The sequence below is a fragment of the Pseudomonas sp. CFBP 8758 genome (genome assembly GCF_014841725.1).
GTDB classification, from domain to species: Bacteria; Pseudomonadota; Gammaproteobacteria; order Pseudomonadales; family Pseudomonadaceae; genus Aquipseudomonas; species Aquipseudomonas baltica.
The window spans coordinates 35,032-56,853 of sequence record NZ_JACYUK010000011.1 but is presented as its reverse complement, the minus strand read 5'-3'; the positions used below and the strand labels follow the sequence as shown (position 1 = coordinate 56,853).

General features: G+C 61.7%; 16 protein-coding genes, 1 tRNA gene and 2 pseudogenes. 6 read left to right on the top strand and 13 right to left on the bottom strand.

All coding sequences use genetic code 11. The features are described 5' to 3' along the window. Positions 1–16 precede the first annotated feature (16 nt). Entirely contained in the window at positions 17–484 is a 468-nt protein-coding gene (locus IFT75_RS20230) for an Lrp/AsnC family transcriptional regulator (protein ID WP_192056465.1), read from the bottom strand. Positions 485–830: 346 nt separating this feature from the next. Between IFT75_RS20230 and IFT75_RS20225 the strand changes: the two genes are divergently transcribed. From IFT75_RS20225 to IFT75_RS20215, 3 genes are all read left to right on the top strand, one after another. Continuing rightward, positions 831–2,267, top strand: a complete 1,437-nt coding sequence (locus IFT75_RS20225; protein ID WP_192056463.1) for a DUF2723 domain-containing protein — start codon at positions 831–833, stop codon at positions 2,265–2,267. Positions 2,268–2,376: 109 nt separating this feature from the next. Next, positions 2,377–2,628 carry a helix-turn-helix transcriptional regulator gene (locus IFT75_RS20220; protein ID WP_122477203.1) on the top strand — a complete coding sequence of 84 codons (252 nt, stop codon included), beginning with the start codon at positions 2,377–2,379 and terminating at the stop codon, positions 2,626–2,628. Next, positions 2,628–3,824, top strand: a complete 1,197-nt coding sequence (locus IFT75_RS20215) for a type II toxin-antitoxin system HipA family toxin (protein ID WP_192056461.1) — start codon at positions 2,628–2,630, stop codon at positions 3,822–3,824. Before IFT75_RS20220 ends, IFT75_RS20215 begins: the two co-directional genes overlap by 1 nt. A gap of 37 nt (positions 3,825–3,861) precedes the next feature. Here IFT75_RS20215 and IFT75_RS20210 read toward each other — a convergent pair whose 3' ends face one another. From IFT75_RS20210 to rpsU, 7 genes and pseudogenes are all read right to left on the bottom strand, one after another. Continuing rightward, positions 3,862–4,632: a nuclease-related domain-containing protein gene (locus IFT75_RS20210; protein WP_192056459.1), complete on the bottom strand. Its 771-nt coding sequence runs from the start codon at positions 4,630–4,632 to the stop codon at positions 3,862–3,864. 41 nt (positions 4,633–4,673) lie between these two features. Further along, positions 4,674–4,910: pseudogene (locus tag IFT75_RS20205) on the bottom strand (formate/nitrite transporter family protein); the annotation flags it as partial. Between the two features lie 45 nt (positions 4,911–4,955). Then, positions 4,956–5,032 (bottom strand) — tRNA-Ile (locus IFT75_RS20200). A 14-nt stretch (positions 5,033–5,046) separates the two neighbouring features. After that, positions 5,047–7,995 (bottom strand): annotated as a pseudogene (locus tag IFT75_RS20195) (sensor domain-containing protein); the annotation flags it as partial. A gap of 374 nt (positions 7,996–8,369) precedes the next feature. After that, positions 8,370–10,214 (bottom strand): RNA polymerase sigma factor RpoD, encoded by a 1,845-nt coding sequence (gene rpoD / locus IFT75_RS20190; protein ID WP_185795335.1) that lies wholly within the window; start codon positions 10,212–10,214, stop codon positions 8,370–8,372. Positions 10,215–10,281: 67 nt separating this feature from the next. Further along, complete coding sequence (dnaG, locus tag IFT75_RS20185) at positions 10,282–12,240, bottom strand: DNA primase (RefSeq protein ID WP_185795334.1); 1,959 nt, start codon at positions 12,238–12,240, stop codon at positions 10,282–10,284. Between the two features lie 308 nt (positions 12,241–12,548). Next, on the bottom strand, positions 12,549–12,764 hold the full coding sequence (gene rpsU / locus IFT75_RS20180; protein WP_002551877.1) for a 30S ribosomal protein S21: 216 nt from the start codon (positions 12,762–12,764) through the stop codon (positions 12,549–12,551). Positions 12,765–12,959: 195 nt separating this feature from the next. Here rpsU and tsaD point away from each other — a divergent pair, with 195 nt between their 5' ends. Continuing rightward, entirely contained in the window at positions 12,960–13,985 is a 1,026-nt protein-coding gene (gene tsaD, locus IFT75_RS20175; RefSeq protein ID WP_192056457.1) for a tRNA (adenosine(37)-N6)-threonylcarbamoyltransferase complex transferase subunit TsaD, read from the top strand. An 18-nt stretch (positions 13,986–14,003) separates the two neighbouring features. Here tsaD and plsY read toward each other — a convergent pair whose 3' ends face one another. Next, on the bottom strand, positions 14,004–14,573 hold the full coding sequence (plsY, locus tag IFT75_RS20170; RefSeq protein WP_122477134.1) for a glycerol-3-phosphate 1-O-acyltransferase PlsY: 570 nt from the start codon (positions 14,571–14,573) through the stop codon (positions 14,004–14,006). 76 nt (positions 14,574–14,649) lie between these two features. Between plsY and folB the strand changes: the two genes are divergently transcribed. Both folB and folK read left to right on the top strand, forming a co-directional pair. Further along, positions 14,650–15,003 carry a dihydroneopterin aldolase gene (folB, locus tag IFT75_RS20165; protein ID WP_122477136.1) on the top strand — a complete coding sequence of 118 codons (354 nt, stop codon included), beginning with the start codon at positions 14,650–14,652 and terminating at the stop codon, positions 15,001–15,003. Beyond that, on the top strand, positions 14,994–15,509 hold the full coding sequence (folK, locus tag IFT75_RS20160; RefSeq protein ID WP_122477137.1) for a 2-amino-4-hydroxy-6-hydroxymethyldihydropteridine diphosphokinase: 516 nt from the start codon (positions 14,994–14,996) through the stop codon (positions 15,507–15,509). Before folB ends, folK begins: the two co-directional genes overlap by 10 nt. An 82-nt stretch (positions 15,510–15,591) precedes the next feature. Here folK and IFT75_RS20155 read toward each other — a convergent pair whose 3' ends face one another. The 4 genes from IFT75_RS20155 to IFT75_RS20140 all read right to left on the bottom strand — a co-directional run bounded on the left by IFT75_RS20155 (position 15,592) and on the right by IFT75_RS20140 (position 21,739). Beyond that, the gene (locus IFT75_RS20155; protein ID WP_185795332.1) at positions 15,592–16,815 is read right to left on the bottom strand and encodes a multifunctional CCA addition/repair protein; all 1,224 of its coding nucleotides are present in this window, start codon (positions 16,813–16,815) and stop codon (positions 15,592–15,594) included. 66 nt (positions 16,816–16,881) lie between these two features. After that, positions 16,882–18,444 carry a SpoVR family protein gene (locus IFT75_RS20150; RefSeq protein WP_122477140.1) on the bottom strand — a complete coding sequence of 521 codons (1,563 nt, stop codon included), beginning with the start codon at positions 18,442–18,444 and terminating at the stop codon, positions 16,882–16,884. Then, positions 18,441–19,712: a YeaH/YhbH family protein gene (locus IFT75_RS20145; RefSeq protein WP_122477142.1), complete on the bottom strand. Its 1,272-nt coding sequence runs from the start codon at positions 19,710–19,712 to the stop codon at positions 18,441–18,443. Before IFT75_RS20145 ends, IFT75_RS20150 begins: the two co-directional genes overlap by 4 nt. Before the next feature lie 104 nt (positions 19,713–19,816). Next, a complete protein-coding gene (locus IFT75_RS20140) occupies positions 19,817–21,739 on the bottom strand; it encodes a PrkA family serine protein kinase (protein WP_122477144.1) in 1,923 nt (640 codons plus the stop codon). Positions 21,740–21,822 lie beyond the last annotated feature (83 nt).

Sequence of the window (21,822 nt, the reverse complement as noted above, 5' to 3'; positions counted from 1 at the left end):
TTGTGCCTGCTTGCACTCAACCCCGGCGGTCCACCTTGTTGCTGAGGATAATCGAGGTTGTGGTTTTCTCCACCCCGTCGACGCTGCCGATCTGGTCCAGCAACTCATCCAGTTGTTCCGGCGAATCGGTGCGCAGCCAGGCCACGTAATCGAACTCGCCACTGACGGCGCACAGTTGCTGCACCTGCGCCATGCCACTCAGGCGCCGTACCACGTCCTTGCCGGAACGCGGCTGCACGGTGATGCCGACGTAAGCCTGCAAGCCGCCATCCAGTGCGTACTGGCCCAGCCGTACCCCGTAGCCGCTGATGACCCCGCAGCTTTCCAGTCGCGCCAGCCGTGCGGTGACCGTGGTACGTGCGATGCCCAGGCCGCGCGCGAGCATCGCCACGCTTTCGCGGGCATTGATCTGCAGGGCGGCGATCAGTTGGCGGTCTATGGCATCGAGGGCAAACGAGTGGCGGTCGGACAAAACAGGCTCCATCAGCGAGTGGGCAAGCGTCGATTAGGCCATTGATCGGCGCCGTGCTCAAAGCAATGTTGCCAGTCACGCTTTTTCAAATCACGCAGAACCTTTTGTTCAGCACCCTGCAGTTGAACGGAAAGTTTGACGCGACTTGTCGAAAGTGCAGTCGAACTTGCTGTTTCTGGCGTCAGGCGAGCGGCAGTCTGAGTGCAATGGATTGATTAAATTGAAGTGGCAAAACTATCAATCCCTCTATAGTTCGCCACGCGATAGTTCACCCACCGCTGCTGTTTGCATTCAGACCTTTACTGAACAACCCGCTGCTCGCGGTCCCTACAGAGCAAGGAACAGGAGAACAAGGAACATGAGTTCAACCCGTGGCACGCACCTGCCGACCGTCGTGGCCGGCCTGATGCTGGCGTGCGCCGTGATCGCCAGCTTCCTGGCCGCCAGCGGTCCGGTGCAATGGATGGACAATGGCCTGATGCTGGCCGACGCCGCCCAGGGCCCGTTCCTCAGCTCCTCCCTGGGGCCGGTCAGCCATCCGTTCTACGCGCTCATCGCTCGCGTCATCCACGCGCTGCTGGGCATGCACCTGCTCAGCCTGCTCAACGCCGTCCTCTTGCTGCCACTGGCCGTGGTCGTCCACGGCCTGGCGGTCAGTGTCGGCACCTCACGCCACCTGGCGTTGCTGGCGGCAACCGCTACCGTGCTGGCCCACGCCGTGTTCTGGGCCTCCACCAAGGCCGAACCCTACGTGCTGCATGCCGTGCTGATCATCGGCGCCTACTGGCTGTGTTTCGCCGCACCGGCGCGACTCGGTGCCACCGGGCGCCTGCTGGCCATCGGTGCGCTCAGCGGCCTTGCCCTGGCGATTCACCCCCTGACACTGGTGGTGCTGCTGCCGTTGTATGTGCAGTTGGCCGTGCAACACAGGCTGCGCCTGCTACTGGTGCTGCCCGGCATCGCCCTGGGTTTTGCGCCGGCCTGGCCTGCCGTGATCAGCGACCTGGGTACTGGCATGAGCCTGTTCGACATCACCCGCCGTTACCTGGCAGGCCCCGACCAACTGGCGATCATCGCCGGCGGCCGCAATGACACGCTCTGGCGTTTCGACGACCTGTGGCACGAGAAAAACGCCGTGGTGCTGCTGGCGTTATCGCTGATCGGCCCGCAGATTCTTGGCCTCATCCTGTGGCCGAAAACCCGCGCGCTGCAGGTGCTCTGGACAGCGCTGCTGCTCAACTTCCTGTTCGCCGTGTCCTACGGCGTATTCGACCGCTTTACCCTGTTCCTGCCGGGCATCGCCCTGGCCAGCATCCTCGGCGTGGTCCACCTGGCCAGATACCTGCCTGGCGGCCGGATCGGCACTGCCGTCGTCTACCTGTCGGTATTGGCGGGGCCGGTGGCCATGCTGTCGATGTGGGGGCTGTACGCCAACGGCTGGGTCAAGCTGCCGACCCACACCGAAGCCCTGCCGTTTCGCAACGACATCCGCTACTACCTGGTGCCCTACCTGCAAGACCGCTCCGCGCACCAGTTCGCCCGCACCTACGAAACCCTGGTGCCGCCCGGCGCCCTGGTCGTCGCCGACACCACCCCACTGGGCGCCCTGCGCTCCGCCCAAGCCAACGGCGCGCTGCGCGGCCGCATCCTGCAAGGCTGCGAACAGAGCACCAACATCCCGCCCTACCTGAACGGCGCCGGCGCCTTTCTGCCGCGTACCAGCTTTTGCGGAAACATCGGGGAGCAGTACCGGTTGCAGGAGAATTTGCTGGGGTTTCGTTTGCAGGCGAAGTGAGGGTTTCCAGAGAGGAGCCTAAAGGCTGCACTTTGTGTCAGCCGACGCTTTATTTTCGTTAGGGTTGGGTATACGTTACATTGACCTCACTTTGTCACGTATACAGAACATGGATTACGAGCTCATTGCCACCCGTCTGGGCGCGCAAATCCGGCAACGCCGCCTCAATCGTGGCATGACTCAAGCCCGGCTTGCCGCATTAGCTTTTGTCACACGGCAGAAGGTCATTGCGATCGAGAAGGGCGATCTCTCGGTCGGCATGACCGCCTATGCACGCGTGCTCGCTGCGCTGAATTGCGAACTCACGGTCATACCTGCCGTGCTGCCCACGCTGGATGAAATTCACGGGATATTCGACTGATGCCGACCCTACTGCAGGTTTCAACCCCGGAAGGAGAGAGCGGAAGAGTGATGCGCAGCGAAGATGACTACATCTTCCGCTATCGCGATGACGCTAGTGCCCACAGGGCGATCAGTTTGCTCATGCCCCCGCGAATGGATGAGTATCGCCATCGTGAACTTCATCCCATCTTCCAGATGAATCTGCCTGAGGGTTACGTGCTGGAGCAGCTGCGTAATCGCCTGGCCAAGCTGACAAACGTCGATCCAATGCTACTCCTGGCTCTTTCAGGCAGCAGTTCGCCCATCGGGCGAGTCGCAGTCAACTCGCCGGAAGTCGATGCGCTGTTGCAACGCCAACAGTTCCCCGGAGAAAGGCTGGATGAGATCCTCGCCTGGGATGGTGCCGAGGACATCTTCGCCAGCCTGGTCGATCGCTACATCCTGCGTGCCGGCATCTCAGGGGTGCAACCCAAGGTGCTGGTACCTGAGCATCAAAACCACGCGCCGCAGCGATTCACCTCGAAAACGTCCGAACTGATCATCAAGAGCGGCCGAGATGAATTTCCTGGCCTGGCGATCAACGAGTTTCTCTGCATGTCCGTGGCCAAGGCTTCTGGAATCGTCGTGCCGGAATTCTACCTGTCCGATAACACCAAACTATTCGTCATGCGCCGCTTCGATCGGGACGAGCAGCTCAACCCCATTGGCTTCGAGGACATGACAGCCCTCATGGGCCTGGCTGCCGAACAGAAGTACAGCAAGAGCTACTCGTCCATTGCCAGAGCCATCCGTATGTTCTGCGCCCCGGACCGGATAGAGCATTCACTGTCTCAGCTATTCGCCATCGTGACTCTCAGCTGCATCGTCGGCAACGGCGATGCTCATCTGAAAAACTTCGGACTGCTCTACGCCAATCCCGCCCAAGGCGATGCACGGCTTGCACCCGCCTACGACATCGTCAACACCACGGCCTATATCCCTGACGACGTACTTGCCCTGGACTTGATCGGTAACAAATCAATGTTCGCCTCGCGACAGGGCTTGCTGGATTTCGCCCAGCTCTGTGCTGTAGAGCAGCCACAAGAAGTGATCCGCAGGCAATTGCAGGCGTTGGAGCAGGTGCTGGCGAGCTCGGGTGAGATGACGGAGCAAGCGCAGCACGTGGTCGCCGCAATACAGAAAAGTGCCGATCCGTTCAGGCAAACATTTGGGTAGTTTGCCTTCAATCAACAGCCTGATGGAGCGCAGCACCTTAGAGACTTTGCATGACTCTACACTTGGGGAAAGCCGAACATCCCCAAAACTGCTGCCCGGCATTGGCTCCCGTTTTCCGCGTGCGAATGACCAGCGCACTGCCGCACTTCGGGCAACAACGTTCAGCGCTTGGATCACTGCGACGCTTGAGGTGTTGCACGTGTTCGCGATGAGTTGCAATGCTCGGTGCCAGACGCCCGGCCTTCAGTGCTTGCAACATGTCATCGACTTCCGCCTCGCTGAACACCACCTGCCGAAACGACTTGATATAGCGGATGAACCCGATGCCCCGAGTCACATTGGCCGGCATCTCGGTCTTGAACGTACTGCCCCCAACGAACGTGATCACCGAATGCAGGTGGGCAGGGCTCACCCCTAAAGTGGCTTCCAGCGCCTTCAGGTGTTTGTAGTTCTGCCGAAGAGGGTTCTGGAATTTGAAGCTGCGCCTGGGAAACTTCTGCGTCCACTGCGCCTGGTGTTCAGTACCGAAAATCCAGCCGCTCATGTTCTTCGTTTCCAGCACAAAAATGCCATGGACCGAGAGAAACACGTGATCGATCTGCGTGGTGCCGTCAGGCGTATTCAGGGTGACGTTGTGCAGGCGGCGATAGGTGTGTTGGTCCAGTTGCCAGTGTGCAAACAAGCGTACCAGCAACTCACCGATATGACCCTTGGCCCACGGCGACTTGAACAACGTGATTAGCAACAGGAGCGGGAGCGCCCAGCTCAGCATGCCCCAGAGCTGGGCGATGACAGGTGTGAAGTCCATTTCTCAACCTTGATGACAGTACTGACGCCAGCATAGCTGGATTATTTCTGCGTTCGCGTACCACTGACCGTGGCTGACGCCTCGGAACCGGTTGCCGTCTTGAAGTACGCCACATGATAGGCCAGCCCAACGAAGACCGCGCCTCCCACGGCGTTACCCAAGAATACCGGAACGAAGTTATCCGCGAACTGCGCCCAGCTCAAGGCCCCGGCAAAGATGGCCGCCGGTATGACGAACATATTGGCGACCACGTGCTGGAAGCCGATCGCGACAAAGGCCTTTCCAAAACAAAAAAAGCCGCGCAAAGCGCGGCTCTCAAATCTTGGTGGGCCCAGTAGGACTCGAACCTACGACCAAGGGATTATGAGTCCCCTGCTCTAACCAACTGAGCTATAGGCCCCAGAAGGCCGCCGATTATAGCGATGGATTGAAGGGAGTGCTATCCGAAAAATCCGAAAGGCGCATACGAAGAAAGGTCGCGGCGAAGCGCTCGGGGGGCAGGGGCAGGCTGACGAGATAGCCTTGGATCTGCTCGCAGCCTTCGCGGGCGAGGAATGCCTGCTGTGCGGGGGTTTCCACGCCTTCGGCGATGACGGTCAGTTGCATGCTTCGGCCCAGGGCGATGATAGCTCGTACGATGGCGGCATCGTGGGGGTCGTCGGGCAGGCCGCGGACGAACGACTGGTCGATCTTGAGGATGTCCAGCGGCAGGCGTTTGAGGTAGCTCAGCGAGGAGTAGCCGGTGCCGAAGTCGTCGATGGCCAGCTGTACGCCCAGGCGTTTGAGTTGATGCAGCACCACCAGGGCTTCTTCGGCCTGGCTCATGATGAAGTTTTCGGTGATCTCCAGCTGCAGCGACTGTGGGCGCAGGCCGCTGTCGGCCAGCAGGCCTTCGATGCGCTTGAGCAGGTTGGGTTGGCGCAGCTGGGCGCCGGCGAGGTTGACCGACAGCGGACCGAACTCGTGGTATAGCCGTTTCCACTCGCACATCTGTCGGCAGGCCTGTTCCAGCACCCAATCGCCGAGCTGCAGGATCATCCCGTTCTCTTCGGCCAGCGAAATGAATTGCTCGGGCGGCACGTCGCCGAAGTTGGGGTGCTTCCAGCGGATCAGCGCTTCGGCGCCCACCAGGCTGTGGGTGTCGATGCTGAACTTGGGCTGATAGCTCAGGCTCAGCTCGTCGCGCTCGATGGCGCGGCGCAGCTCGTGCTCCAGCGCGATGCGGGTGGTGGCCTGGGTGGTGAGGTCGCGGGTGTAGCTCTCCACCCGGTTGCGACCCTTGGCCTTGGAGCGGTACATGGCGGCATCGGCGTTCTTGACCAAGGTGGCGACGTCGCTGCCGTCCTGCGGATACAGGCTGGTGCCGATGCTGGCGCTGGTGAAGAACTCGTGGTCGCCGGCCTGGAACGGCGCAGTAAAGCAGGCCAGGACCTTGGCGGCGATATGCTCGGCGTCGCTGGCGTGGGCCAGCCCTGGCAGCAGGATGATGAACTCGTCGCCGCCCAGGCGCGCCACGGTGTCGATGTCGCGCACCTGCTCCTTGAGGCGCAGGGCGATGCCCTTGAGCAGCAGGTCGCCCACCGGGTGGCCAAGGCTGTCGTTGATGTGTTTGAAACGGTCGAGATCGAGGAACAGCACCGCGCCCTGGCCGCCGGCTTCGGTCTGGCTGGCCAGGGCGGCGGCCAACCGGCTTTCGAACAGGGTGCGGTTGGGCAGGCCGGTCAGGGGGTCGTGATGGGCCTGATAGTCCAGCCGCGCCTGGGCGTGCTTGAGGCTGGAAATGTCGGCGAACACCGCCACGAAATGGGTGATCGCTTCGTCGCCGTTGCGCACCGAGCTGATGGTCAGCCAGCTGGGGTACAGCTCGCCGTTCTTGCGCCGGTTACAGATCTCGCCCTGCCAGTGCCCTTCGGCCGCCAGCCGATGCCACATGGCGATGTAGAACGCGCTGTCGTGCTGGCCCGAGGCGAGCAGGCGAGGGGTCTGGCCCAGCACCTCCTGTTCGCTGAAGCCGGTAATCTCGGTGAAGGCGCGGTTGACCATGCTGATGCGCTGCTGGGTGTCGGTGATCAGCACGCCCTCGGCGGTGCTTTCGAACACGGTCGCCGCCAGCGCCAGCTTGTGCTGCATCTGGTGGCGCTCGGTGATGTCGCGGGCAATCGTCAGCATGCAGGCGTCGCCACCGATCGGCAGCGGGCGCACCGACACCTCACAGAGTCGCACCTGGCCATCGATGCGCCGAATGCGGCAGGCGAAGTCGCGGACGAAGCCTTGTCGCTGCAGCTTCTCCAGCAACCGCTTGCGCTCGTTGGGGTCGGCCCAGATGCCCAGCTCCAGGGTCGAGCGATCCAGCGAGGTCTTGCTCTTGTGCCCGGTCATGATGCTGAAGCCTTCATTGACCTCGATCAGCAGCCCGTCGCTCTGCCGGGTCAGCAGCATGCCGTCGGGCGAGGCGTGGAACGCCTTGGCGAATTTCTCTTCGGAAATCTGCAGGCGTTGCTGGGTCTGCTTCAGCTCGCTGATGTCGCGCACCACCACGACCAGGGCAGCGGTGGTTTCCAGTTCGAACGGCTCGGCCGAGAGCAGGCCGGTGAAGCGCTGGCCGTTGTCGCGGCGAAAGGTCATCTCCAGGTTGCGCACGCTGCCGCCCTGCAGGCGCTTGAGCAGGCGCGGTGCCACGCCGTCCACGCCCCAGATGTCCAGTTCTGCGGCGCGGCGCCCGACCACCTGCGGCGCCTTGAGGCCGATCTGCTCTTCGAAGGCCTCGTTGACCTCCAACAGGCAGCCGTCGCTGAGCCGCGCGATGACCAGGATGTCGGGGCACTGGCGGAACACCGAGGCGAATTTCTGCTCGGACAGGCGCTGGGCCTCTTCGATCTTCTTGGTTTCGCTGATGTCGATCATCAGGCCGCGCATCACCGGGCGCAGGTCATGCTTGATCAGGCTGACGATGTCACGCACCCACAGGCTGCGTCCGTCGGCGGTGATCACCCGGTATTCAAGGGCATGCCCGACGCCTGCGGCGGTCTGTTCCGAGCAGTAGGCGCGCGCTCGGCGGGCGTCCTCGGGGTGCAGGATGCGCTGCCAGAAGCCCGGCTCCAGCCAGCTCTGCAGAGGGTAGCCCAGCAGGGCCTCGGCATGGGGTGAGACGTAACTGTAGGTGTAGTCGGTGGTGTCGGCTTCCCAGGCGATGGCCGAAAGGCTCTCGACCAAGCCGCGGTAATGGTATTCGCTGCTGCGCAGCTCATGCTCCAGGGCAATGCGCTGGCTGATCTCCGAGGTCAGGCGACGGTTGATGCGGATCACCACGCCCAGCGCAATCACCAACATGACCAGCCCTGGCAGACCGTAGATCAGGGTGTTGTACCAGTCGCGCGCGGGCGCGGCATCGGCCACAGTCTCCTCGTCCAGCGACGGCGCGCGGTCGCTTGCCAGCGCTGCGAACACAGGGCGCGCGTTTGCGCCGTCGGTGTGCAACGACGCACGTTCAAGTTGCCCTGGCGGGTAGCCAGCGGGAGGAGGGGTGTCGGCGATGGCTGGCCCGGCGAGCGAAGTCAGCAGCACAAGTGCCGGCAGTCGATGCATGGCAGCCTCGTTGGACCAGCGCAGAAAAGGCCAGTGTAGTCGGGCGCGGCGGCCAGCGGGAAGAGGGGGTGATAACAAACTTGAAGGCCATCGGTCCATGATGCAAAACCCCCGACAGGGCCGGGGGTTCTGGTGGTGCTCGTCGCAGAAGCTTATTCGTCGAGGAACGAGCGCAGGTGCTCGCTTCTGGTCGGGTGACGCAGCTTGCGCAGCGCCTTGGCTTCGATCTGGCGGATACGCTCGCGGGTAACATCGAACTGCTTGCCGACTTCCTCGAGGGTGTGGTCGGTGTTCATGTCGATGCCGAAACGCATGCGCAGCACCTTGGCTTCCCGTGCCGTAAGGCCGCCCAGCACTTCGCGCGTGGCTTCCTTGAGGCTCTCCACGGTGGCCACGTCGATCGGCGACTGCATGGTGGAGTCTTCGATGAAGTCACCCAGATGGGAGTCTTCGTCGTCACCAATCGGCGTCTCCATGGAGATAGGCTCCTTGGCGATCTTCAAGACCTTGCGGATCTTGTCCTCGGGCATCTCCATGCGCTCGCCCAGCTCTTCAGGCGTAGGCTCGCGACCCATCTCCTGCAGCATCTGCCGCGAAATGCGGTTGAGCTTGTTGATGGTCTCGATCATGTGCACCGGAATACGGATGGTGCGTGCCTGGTCGGCGATCGAGCGAGTGATGGCCTGACGAATCCACCAGGTGGCGTACGTCGAGAACTTGTAGCCGCGACGGTATTCGAACTTGTCCACCGCCTTCATCAAGCCGATGTTGCCTTCCTGGATCAGGTCAAGGAATTGCAGGCCACGGTTGGTGTACTTCTTGGCAATCGAGATCACCAGACGCAGGTTGGCCTCGACCATCTCTTTCTTCGCCCGACGCGCCTTGGCTTCGCCGATCGACATGCGACGGTTGATGTCCTTGATCTCGGCGATGGTCAGGCCGGTTTCCGCTTCCAGCGCGCTCAGCTTCTGCTGGCAGCGCTGGATGTCGGCCTGCAGGCGACCGATGGCTTCAGCGTACTTCGCCTTGCCGTTGGCCAGGGCATCGCTCCAGGTCTGGTCGACTTCGTTGCCGGGGAACTGGCGCAGGAAGTCGGCACGCGGCATGCGTGCATCACGCACGCACAGCTGCATGATGGCGCGTTCCTGCTGACGCAGACGCTCCAGAGCACCACGAACACGCTCCACCAGGCCTTCGAACTGCTTGGGCACCAGCTTGATCGGCATGAACAGCTCGGCCAGCAGCAGCATCTCGGCAATGCCTTGCTTGCTGTGACGGCCATGCTTCTTCAGAGCCTTCAAAGTGACGGCGAGCTGGTCGGACACGGCGCCGAAGCGCTGCTGGGCGATGACGGGATCCGGACCGCTTTCGACTTCGTCCTCGTCGTCGCTGTCGGCTTCCTCTTCGTCGTCGTCCTTGCCATCGGCCTTGTCGGCCGATTTCTCGACCGGCGGCGGTACTTCGGCCGGCGGCGCAATGCCTTCGTCCGGGTCGATGTAGCCGCTGAGCACGTCGGACAGGCGGCCGCCCTCGGTGGTCACACGATCGTATTCGCTGAGGATGTGCTCGACCGTGCCGGGGAAGTGCGCAATTGCACCCATCACTTCACGGATGCCCTCTTCGATACGTTTGGCGATTTCGATTTCGCCTTCACGCGTGAGCAGCTCGACCGTACCCATTTCGCGCATGTACATGCGCACCGGGTCGGTCGTGCGACCGATGTCGGTCTCGACCGCTGCCAACGCGGCAGCGGCCTCTTCGGCCGCCGCTTCGTCGGTATCGGCTTCGGCCAACAAAAGGGCATCCGCATCCGGAGCACTCTCGAATACGTTGATCCCCATGTCGTTGATCATGCGGATGATGTCTTCCACCTGCTCCGGATCTGAAATATCCTCGGGCAGGTGATCGTTGACCTCGGCGTAAGTCAGGTAACCCTGCTCACGACCACGGGTGATCAACTCTTTGATACGAGACTGCTGTTGCGCTTTTCCGGACATAACACCCTATCCACTGAAGGTCTTGGCGGGCAAAAAACAAGCCGAGGATTATACCCGAGCTAGGACCTCACGCGCCAGTTGAGGTCGGGGTTTGTGCGTGAACATTGCGGCTGAGTAGCTCGCGCAGTTGATTCTTTTCCTCTGCGCTCAGTTCACTCTGTCTTGATTTTCTGAGCAAATGCTCGAGACAACGCTCGCGTTGGCGAGCGGACAAGCTAGTTATAGTGTCGAAAAACTGTTGTTCAAGGTTATCGGCATCGATCAGCCATTCTTTCTCGGCCAGTGCTCGCAGCAGCTTGCCCTGTTCGGTGCCGTGCCAGCGCGCGATCAACTGCAGAGAGCGTAGCTTAGGATTCTTCTGCAGGGCTTCGAGCAATGCCACCAGCAACTGCGCGTGTACCTGTTCTTCATCGGCAAAATGGCTGACGTCCTCGACCTTTTCCGCCAGTTGCGGGTAGTGCAGCAAGGTTCGCAGCGCGCTCAAGGTAGGCGGCTCGACGGTCACCGGCGTGCGCGGCTGCGGGCGCGGCTCGAAATCACGCTTGCCTTTGCCCTTCCAGGGCTTGCCTTCCCATTTCTTCCCGCCTGGCTTGGCCGATGTCCATTGTTGCTGTGGTTCGAAGGCCGGCGGCGCATGAAAGTCACTGAAGTCGGGCGAATAACCCGGCATCGAATCGTAATCGGCCAGCGGATCATGGCTGGGCATCGGTGTGGCAGGTGCGCTTTGCACCAGCTGGCTAACAGCCTCGCCGCTCAAGCCGGTGATCTGGCTCAGGCGGTTGCGCATCAACGTGCGCAGATTGGCGCCGGGCACCTTGTCGATCAGCGGCGCAGCCAGTGTCGCCATGTGCGCCTTGCCTTCGAGCGAGCGCGGATCGGCTTCTTCGGTCAACTGCTGGAAAAAATAGTCGGCCAGCGGCTGTGCGTGCTGGTTGATGCGGGCGCGGAAGGCGTCTGTTCCTTCAGAGCGCACCAGGGTATCCGGGTCTTCGCCTTCGGGCAGAAACAGGAAGCGCGCCTTGCGCCCATCCTGCAGGCTCGGCAGTGCAGCTTCCAGTGCGCGCCAGGCGGCATTGCGGCCGGCCTGGTCGCCGTCGAAGCAGAACAACACGCTGGGCACCACGCGGAACAGGCGCTTGAGATGTTCCTCGCTGGTGGCCGTGCCCAGGGTCGCGACGGCATTGCGCAGGCCTTGCTGGGCCAGGGCAATGACGTCCATGTAGCCTTCCACGACGATGATCTCGTCGAGGTTGCGGTTGTGCTTGCGTGCCTCGTACAGGCCGTACAGCTCCTGGCCCTTGTGGAACACCGGGGTTTCCGGCGAGTTCAGGTACTTGGGCTTGTCGTCACCGAGCACGCGGCCACCGAAGGCGATGACCCGTCCGCGGCTGTCGCGGATGGGGAACATCACGCGGTCGCGAAAACGGTCGTAGCGCTTGCCGGAGTCGGCGTTCTCCACCAGCAGGCCGGCGTCGATCATGGCTTTCTGTTGCAGGCTGTCGCTGCTCAGGTGCTTGAACAGGTTGTCCCAGCCGGGCGGGGCGAAGCCCAGGCCGAAATCGCGGGCGATCTCGCCGGACAGGCCCCGACCCTTGAGGTAGTCGACTGCCGCGCGACGTTGCGCATGCCCCTTGAGCGCCATGCGGTAGAACTGCGCGGCAGCTTCAAGCAAGGTGTACAACGGTGAGTCGGTGGGCTGGCGAGGCTTGCTGTTGCGCCCGCTGTCTTCGCGCGGCACTTCCATGCCGGCGGCCTTGGCCAGTTCCTCGACGGCCTGGGGGAAGTCCAGGTTGTCGTGGTCCATGATGAAGCCAAGGGCATTGCCGCCCGCGCCGCAGCCAAAACAGTAATAGAACTGCTTGTCGGGGCTGACGCTGAACGAGGGAGTCTTTTCCTTGTGGAACGGGCAGCAGGCGGTGTAGTTCTTGCCGGCTTTCTTCATTTGCAGGCGAGACTGCACGACATCGACGATATCGGTGCGGTTGAGCAGGTCGTCGATGAAGCCTTGGGGAATCAGCCCGGCCATGGCGTTCTCTTTATCAGCAGCCCAGGAGCGGAAGTGTACCCATTGGAAATCGGTCTGGCAGGTGTTGCAGCGCAGATTTCTGTATCGGAAACGTCTGTACGTTCAACGGAGCCCGGGGGCAGCAGTCGAAGCAGGGCGTTGCCAAAGGAATAAGTGTGCTCGTCTGCAGCCTTGCAAGGCTCGTCAGAATGACGCGCACGATCTGGCGATGAAACCAGTTCTGACGGTTGAGGCGGGGTACTGCTGCAACTGCCGGCAGCCCGGCTGTGGGCCGGGCAAGGCAGAAGCTTGCAACGAACGTCTGTGTATTAGTACAGACGAACGGCGCGGCGCTGTTCGCGCTGGACTTTCTTGGCGTGGCGTTTGACAGCGGCTGCTGCCTTGCGCTTACGCTCCGAAGTCGGCTTCTCGTAAAATTCGCGGCTACGAACTTCAGCCAGTACACCGGCTTTTTCGCAGGAGCGCTTGAAACGACGCAGAGCTACGTCGAAGGGTTCGTTCTCTTTAACTTTGACGGCTGGCATCCAGAGCTACCTTCATTCATTACCGGGGTCGACATCTCATGGCAAAATCGCGCATAAGTACGTCGGTTTTTAAGGGTTGCGGATGTTAACCCTTACCCGACAGGAATGCAAAGCCTCTGATCGAAAACCGCTGGTCGGTGCCTTGTTCGACGACTATCATGCGCGCCTTCGAATAGAGCTCCACAAGGCCTGGCCATGCTAGTACTGGGATTGGAAACGTCCTGCGACGAAACCGGTGTCGCATTATACGACAGCGAACGCGGCCTGCTGGCCGACGCGCTGTTCAGCCAGATCGACCTGCATCGCGCCTATGGCGGGGTCGTGCCCGAGCTTGCCTCGCGCGATCACGTCAAACGCATGCTGCCGTTGATCCGCCAGGTCTTGGCCGAAGCCGACTGCGCGGCAACCGAGATCGACGCCATCGCCTACACGGCCGGCCCCGGCCTGGTCGGGGCGCTGCTGGTAGGTGCCTCCTGTGCGCAGGCGCTGGCGTTCGCCTGGGACATACCGGCTCTGGGCGTTCATCACATGGAAGGCCACTTGTTGGCGCCCATGCTGGAAGAGCAGCCGCCACAGTTTCCGTTCGTCGCTCTGCTGGTGTCCGGCGGCCATACGCAATTGGTGCAGGTCGACGGCATCGGCCAGTATGCGTTGCTGGGCGAGACCCTGGACGATGCCGCGGGGGAAGCCTTCGACAAGACCGCCAAGCTGATCGGCCTGAATTACCCGGGTGGCCCGGAGATCGCTCGCTTGGCCAAGCAGGGTGTGGCGGGGCGCTTTACCTTCCCCCGACCGATGTGCGACCGCCCTGGCCTGGATTTCAGCTTCAGCGGCTTGAAGACCTTTGCCCTCAACACCTGGCAGCAGTGCCGCAGCGCCGGAGACGACGGCGATCAGACCCGCTGCGACATCTCCCTGGCCTTCGAGCAGGCGGTGGTCGATACCCTGACCTACAAATGCCGCCGCGCCTTGAAGCAGACCGGTCTCAAGCGTCTGGTGATCGCCGGCGGGGTGAGTGCCAACCAGTCGCTGCGCCAGGGCCTGGAAAAAATGCTGGGTGAACTGGGTGGCAATGTCTATTACGCCCGTCCGCAGTTCTGTACGGATAACGGCGCAATGATCGCCTATGCTGGTTGTCAGCGGCTGTTGGCCGGGCAGCAGGAAACCCTGGCGATCAGTGTCCAGGCACGTTGGCCAATGGAGCAGTTGCCACCGCTTTGAACGTGCTGGCCAGCCCGCTCAGAAGTGACGCTCGCGGCCGGCGAACAGATCGCGCAGGTTGCCGCGGTGACGCCAGATCACCAGCACCGTCAGCACGCTCATGGGTAGCAGCGCCTCAGGGCGCTGCCAGGCCAGTAACGGTAGGGTCAGGGGCGTGGCGATCAGGGCCGCCAGCGAACTGGTGCGGCTGAGCCGAAAGGTCAGCGCCCAGGCCAGCATTGCCAGCAGTGCAGCGGGTGGGTACAGCCCCATCAGCAGGCCAGCGGAGGTGGCCACGCCCTTGCCGCCCTTGAAGCGGAAATACAGCGGGAACAGGTGGCCGATTACCGCGCAGAGCCCGATCCAGGCTTGCTGCCCGAGGGTCATCCCGGCCCAGGCGGCGGCCAGCACCGGCAGCAAACCCTTGCACAAGTCGCCCAGCAGAGTGAGGATGGCGAGCTTTTTACCGGCCAGGCGCAGCATGTTGGTTGCCCCGGCGTTGCCCGAACCGCTCATTCGCGGGTCGGGAGTGCCCGTCGCGCGACTGAGCACGATAGCGAAGGACAGCGAGCCGAGCAGGTAGGCGCCAAGCGCCAGCAACCAGAACATGCTTACTATTTCCGGGTCTGGAAACCCTTGATTCTAACGGCGCCTGGCGCCCTTGTCGTGCTGCGGAGTGAAGTGCTTGGACAGAGTGTTTATCGAAGGTCTGGAAGTCGACACGGTGATCGGCGCCTACGACTGGGAGCGTGACATTCGTCAGTGCCTGCGTCTGGACCTGGTGTTCGCCTGGGACAACCGCCCGGCTGCGGCTGGCGACGACCTTACCCTGGCCCTCGACTATGCGACGGTGTCGCAGCGCGTCCAGGCATTTGCCGCGCAGGCTCGCTTCGAACTGGTCGAGACGTTCGCCGAACGTCTGGCCCAGCTGTTGATGAGCGAGTTCGGCATTCCCTGGCTGCGGCTCAAGGTCACCAAGCCGGGTGCCGTCGCGGCGGCGCAAGGTGTCGGTGTGGAGATCGAGCGCGGATGTCGCTGAATAGAATCTACCTGGGCCTGGGCAGCAACACCGACCGTGAACGTCATCTGTGTGCGGGGCTCGATGCGTTGGCGCCCTTGCTCGTGGACATGCGCTGTTCAGCGGTATTCGAAAGCCAGCCGGTGGGCATCAAGAGCGGCCCGTTCTTCAATCTGGTGGTAACCGGGCTGACCGACTTGCCGTTGACCGCACTGGATCGTCGGTTGAAGTTCATCGAAGCCGACAATGGCCGCTACGCCCCGGAGCGCAAAGGTCTGCCGTTGGATATCGATGTATTGCTGTACGGCGACCTGGTCGGTAACTTCGACGGACTGGTGCTGCCCCGTGCCGAAATTCTGAAAAATGCGTTTGTACTGTGGCCATTGGCATTGATCGCGCCAGAGTTGGTGCATCCAGGCGCAGGGGTGAGTCTTGACCAGCTTTGGCGCGAGTCGAACATCGATCAGGTGTTGGCCCCCGTTCCATTCGAATGGCGCGGGCAGCAATTGACTCCCGTCACGCTTTGAATCATCACCGTCTTCTTCACAAGCACAGCTCCCCACCTGTGGGAGCGGGTCTCTGCCCGCGAAGAGGCCCCCAAGGCCACCCTCAAACCCCCGCCTTATACGCCTTGAGTGCCTCCAACCGCGCCCGCTTCAACGCCTCCCCCAATGCCTGGCCCTTGAACCCCTGGGCAACCAGCGGCTGAACCGCCACACCCCGCGCCGCTGCAGCCGCACCCCTTAGATAATCCGCCTGCGGATATTCCCGGGCCTCGAACCCCAAGCGTCCACGCGCGTCCATCTCGCACGCCATGATGAAATCCTCGAAGCGCCCGGGGCGACGGTACACATCGAAGCTCTGCAGCAACTCCAGCAGCGTCGACGGCTTGAGCTCCAGGGCTCGATGGCCGTGCGTGTGATATTCACCCACCAACACCGCCAGCTCCTGACAATCCCTGGGCACCTTGAAGCGTTCGTTGACCGCCTTGATCAGTTTCACGCCCCGCTGCTCGTGGGCGATATGCCGCGGCCACTCGCTGGGGCGCGTGGTGCCCTTGCCCAGGTCGTGCAGCAGGCACGCCCAGCGCACGCTCAGTGGCTGGCCATGGCGCGCCGCCTGTTCAAGCACGCTCAGGGTATGCACGCCGGTGTCGATCTCTGGATGATGGGCCGGCGGCTGCGGCACGCCAAACAACGCGTCGACCTCAGGCAGCAGGTGCTCCAGCGCCCTGCAATCGCGCAGCACTTGAATGAACACCTGGGGATGAGCCTCCATCAATGCTCGGGAAATCTCCTTCCAGCTGCGTTCGGCGGTCAAGGCCTGCAGCTCGCCCGACTCGCTCAACTGACGCATGAGCTGCAGGGTCGGTTCGGCCACGCGAAAACCCAGTCCGGCATAGCGCGCGGCGAAACGTGCGACCCGCAGCACGCGCAAGGGGTCTTCGATGAACGCTGGGGACACGTGCCTGAGCAGGCGCTCGTTCAGGTCCTGCTGACCGCCGTACGGATCGATGATGCGGCCGTCGTCGTCCTCGGCCATGGCATTGATGGTCAGGTCGCGCCGCGACAGGTCCTGCTCCAGGGTCACGTCCGGGCTGGCGTGGAAGACGAACCCGCCATAGCCACGTCCGCTCTTGCGCTCGGTACGTGCCAGGGCATATTCCTCGCCGGTCTGCGGATGCAGGAACACCGGGAAATCACTGCCCACGGGGCGATAGCCGTCAGCGAGCATGCGTTCGGCGTCGGCACCGACCACCACGCGATCGATGTCCACGACCGGTATACCCAGCAAGCGGTCGCGCACCGCTCCACCCACTTCATAGATCTTCATTGCAACACCTCCGATGGCCCGGAAGGATAACACCAAGCCATCGGCGGTTTTGTGCACGCACCTGCCTCAGAGGTGGACGACGTTGAGGTCCATCCGCCCATGGCTGCCGTCCGCATGCTCGCTGCGCGGTGGCACGTGATGGGTCTTGACCAACTGATCGCCCTGCAGCGTATCCAGGTGGATATCGAACCCCCACAGGCGGTGCAGGTGCTTGAGCACCTCGTCGGTGGATTCTCCCAGTGGCTTGCGGTCATGTTGCTGATGACGCAGGGTCAGCGAGCGGTCACCGCGTCGATCGATGCTCCAGATCTGTACATTGGGCTCGCGGTTCCCCAGGTTGTACTGCGCCGCCAGGGTTTCGCGAATGGTGCGATAGCCGTTTTCATCGTGGATGGCTGGCACCAGTAACTCGTCCCGCTGATCGTCATCCATGATGCTGAACAGCTTCAGGTCGCGAATGACCTTGGGCGACAGGTACTGCAGGATGAAGCTCTCGTCCTTGAAGCTGCTCATGGCGAACTTGATGGTCGACAGCCAGTCACTGCCGGCAATGTCGGGAAACCAGTGACGATCTTCATCGTCCGGGTGCTCGCACATGCGGCGTATGTCGCGGTACATGGCAAAGCCCAGGGCATAGGGGTTGATGCCATTGTAGTAGGGGCTGTCGAAACCGGGCTGGAACACCACGCTGGTGTGCGACTGCAGAAACTCCATCATGAAGCCGTCGGTCACCAGGCCTTCGTCGTAGAGGTCGTTCATCAGGGTGTAGTGCCAGAACGTTGCCCAGCCCTCGTTCATCACCTGGGTCTGGCGTTGCGGGTAGAAGTACTGGGCGATCTTGCGCACGATTCGTACGATCTCGCGCTGCCAGGGCTCGAGCAGCGGCGCATGCTTTTCGATGAAATACAGGATGTTCTCCTGCGGCTCGGCCGGGAACCGGGCGTTGTCTTCCTCGCGGTTCTTGTCGGCGCCCTTGGGAATGGTGCGCCACAGATCATTGATCTGCCGCTGCAGGTGCTCTTCGCGATCGGCCTGGCGGCGACGCTCTTCTTCCGCGGAAATGGGGTAGGGACGCTTGTAGCGGTCGACGCCGTAGTTCATCAGGGCGTGGCAGGAATCGAGCAGATCCTCCACGGCATCGATGCCATGACGTTCCTCGCACTTCATGATGTAGGACTTGGCGAACACCAGGTAATCGATGATCGAACTGGCGTCGGTCCAGGTGCGGAACAGGTAGTTGCCCTTGAAGAAGCTGTTGTGCCCATAGCAGGCATGGGCCACCACCAGCGCCTGCATGCAGATGGTGTTCTCTTCCATCAGGTAGGCGATGCACGGATCGGAGTTGATGACGATCTCGTAGGCCAGGCCCATCTGGCCGCGGGTGTAGGACTTCTCGGTGCTGAGAAAATGCTTGCCGTAGGACCAATGGTGATAGCCCAGGGGCATCCCCACCGAGGCGTACGCATCCATCATCTGCTCGGCAGTGATCACCTCGATCTGGTTGGGGTAGGTGTCCAGCGCATAGCGCTCGGCGATGCGACTGATTTCCCGGTCGTAGGTCTGGATGAGCTCGAACGTCCATTCCGAGCCCGTGGAGATGGGTTGGCGCTTCTGCTCTCTGGCGGTCATGTCGCTAACCTGCGCTGGAAGAGTTCACGGAAGACCGGATAGATATCACCGGCCGACACCAGCTGCTGCTGGGCGAACGTATCGGCGAACGACTCGCTGATGCGCTCGTATTCGTACCACAGGGCCTGATGTTCGCGCGGCGTGATTTCCACATAGGTGTAGTACTGCACGAACGGCATGATCTGCTGGGTGAGGATTTCCCGGCAAATCGGTGAGTCGTCGTTCCAGTTATCGCCGTCCGAGGCCTGGGCGGCATAGATGTTCCATTCGTTGGTTGGGTACCGCGCGGCCATGATCTCCTGCATCAGTTTCAGGGCGCTGGAAACGATGGTGCCGCCGGTCTCGCGCGAATAGAAGAACTCTTCCTCGTCGACTTCGCGGGCGCTGGTGTGATGGCGGATGAACACCACTTCGATCTTGTCGTAGTTACGCTTGAGAAACAGATACAGCAAGATGAAGAAGCGCTTGGCTATGTCCTTGGTGGCTTGGGTCATGGAACCGGACACGTCCATCAGGCAGAACATCACCGCCTTGGAACTGGGGTTGGGATGCTTGACCAGCAGGTTGTACTTGAGGTCGAAGGTGTCCAGAAAGGGCACGCGATGGATGCGGGCGCTGAGCTTTTCGATTTCGCCGATCAATGCCTGAATGTCACCGAAATTGTCCGGTTCCTCGATCTTCAAACGCTCGAGCTCAAGCTTGGCCGCCTTGAGCTTGGCGCGGCTGCTGCCTGAAAGCGCTATGCGCCGCGCATGGGCCGAGCGCAGGGTGCGGATGATGTTGATGCGCGAAGGGTTGCCCTCGTTGCTGATACCGGCACGCACCGTCTTGTAGGTGTCGGTACCACTGAGGTTGCGCTTCACCAGGTTGGGCAGTTCCAGGTCCTCGAACATGAATTCGAGAAATTCCTCCTGGGTGATCTGGAACACGAACTCGTCCATGCCCTCGCCGGAGTTGCCCGCCTTGCCAGGTCCCTTGCCGCCGCCTCCGCCCTGGGGGCGGGCGATGTGTTCGCCGGCGGTGAACTCCTTGTTGCCGGGGTGCACCACGGTCTGCTTGCCGCCGCGGCCGTGCTGCAACACCGGCTCGTCGATATCGCGGCCGGGAATGCTGATCTGCTCGCCATGTTCCATGTCGGTGATGGAACGACGGCCGACGGCATCTTCCACGGCCTTCTTGATGTGGTCACGGTAACGCCGCAGGAAACGCTGGCGGTTCACGGTACTCTTGTTCTTGCCATTGAGGCGTCGGTCGATCACATAGCTCATTAGGCCTCCGGGCAGCCGGGCTGCAAGCCACAAGTCGAGAGCAGCGAAAAGCCCGGGCATCGATGCCTGCCTGGGCCTGTCGCAGCCTGAAACCTACCGCGCGATCACTGCGACTTCCTGACCCGCAGATACCACTCGGACAGCAGACGGACCTGCTTGTCGGTATAGCCGCGCTCGACCATGCGAGTGACGAAGTCGTTGTGCTTCTGCTGGTCCTCCTTGCTGGCCTTGGCGTTGAAACTGATGACCGGCAACAAGTCCTCGGTGTTGGAGAACATTTTCTTCTCGATCACCACGCGCAGCTTCTCGTAGCTGAGCCAGGTCGGATTCTTGCCGTTGTTGTTGGCGCGGGCGCGCAGCACGAAGTTGACGATCTCGTTGCGGAAATCCTTCGGATTGCTGATGCCGGCTGGTTTCTCGATCTTTTCCAGCTCTTCGTTGAGGGCCACGCGGTTGAGAATCTCGCCGGTTTCCGGGTCGCGGTACTCCTGATCCTGAATCCAGAAATCGGCGTACAGCACGTAGCGGTCGAAGATGTTCTGCCCGTACTCGCTGTACGACTCCAGGTACGCGGTCTGGATCTCCTTGCCGATGAACTCGATGTAGCGCGGTGCCAGGTATTCCTTGAGGAAGCGCAGGTACCGCTCGCGCACCTCGGCAGGGAATTGCTCCTGTTCGATCTGCTGCTCCAGTACATAAAGCAGGTGCACCGGGTTGGCGGCGATCTCGTGGGGGTCGAAGTTGAACACCTTGGAGAGAATCTTGAAGGCGAAGCGCGTCGACAGGCCATTCATGCCTTCATCCACGCCCGCGGTGTCGCGGTATTCCTGGATCGACTTGGCCTTGGGATCGGTGTCCTTGAGGTTCTCGCCGTCGTACACGCGCATCTTCGAATAGATGTTGGAGTTGTCCGGCTCCTTGAGCCGCGACAGCACGGTGAACTGCGCCAGCATCTTCAGGGTGTCGGGCGCGCAATGAGCCTTGGACAGCGAGCTGTTGAACAGCAGCTTGTCGTAGATCTTGATCTCGTCGCTGACACGCAGGCAGTACGGCACCTTGACGATGTAGATCCGGTCGATGAACGCCTCGTTGTTCTTGTTGTTGCGAAAGCTGTGCCACTCCGATTCGTTGGAGTGCGCCAGCAGGATGCCCGAATAGGGAATCGCGCCCAGGCCCTCGGTACTGTTGTAGTTACCCTCCTGGGTGGCGGTCAGCAGCGGATGGAGCACCTTGATCGGCGCCTTGAACATCTCGACGAATTCCATCAGGCCCTGGTTGGCCCGGCACAGGGCACCCGAGTAGCTGTAGGCATCGGCGTCGTTCTGCGGGTATTCCTCCAGCTTGCGGATGTCGACCTTGCCCACCAGCGCGGAAATGTCCTGGTTGTTCTCGTCGCCCGGCTCGGTCTTGGCCACGGCGATCTGGTTGAGAATGGAAGGGTAGAGCTTGACCACGCGGAACTGGCTGATGTCACCGCCGAATTCGGCCAGGCGCTTGGTGGCCCAGGGCGACATGATGGTGCTCAGGTAGCGTTGCGGAATGCCGAAGTCTTCTTCAAGGATCGCGCCGTCCTCGGTGGCATTGAACAGCCCCAGGGGCGACTCGAACACCGGCGAACCCTTGATCGCGTAGAACGGCACCTTCTCGATCAGCTGCTTGAGCTTCTCGGCCAGCGAAGACTTGCCGCCGCCTACCGGGCCCAACAGGTACAGGATCTGTTTCTTCTCTTCCAGGCCCTGCGCCGCATGGCGGAAGTACGACACGATCTGGTCGATGCATTCCTCCATGCCGTGGAAGTCTTCGAACGCTGGGTAGCGACGAATCACCTTGTTGGAGAAGATGCGCGACAGCCGGGAATTGGCCGACGTGTCGAGCAATTCGGGCTCCCCTATCGCCATCAGGATCCGCTCGGCAGCAGACGCGTAGGTCCTGCGGTCGGTTTTGCACAGCTCGAGGTACTCCTGTAACGAGAGCTCTTCCTGGCGTGTGGATTCGAAGCGTTGTTGGAAGTGGCTAAAGATACTCATGACGTCACCTCGCTCGATACGTGGAGCCGACGTCGGATCACTCAGTTGATGCTGGCGGTCACCCAAACCCCGTGGTGGCCGTA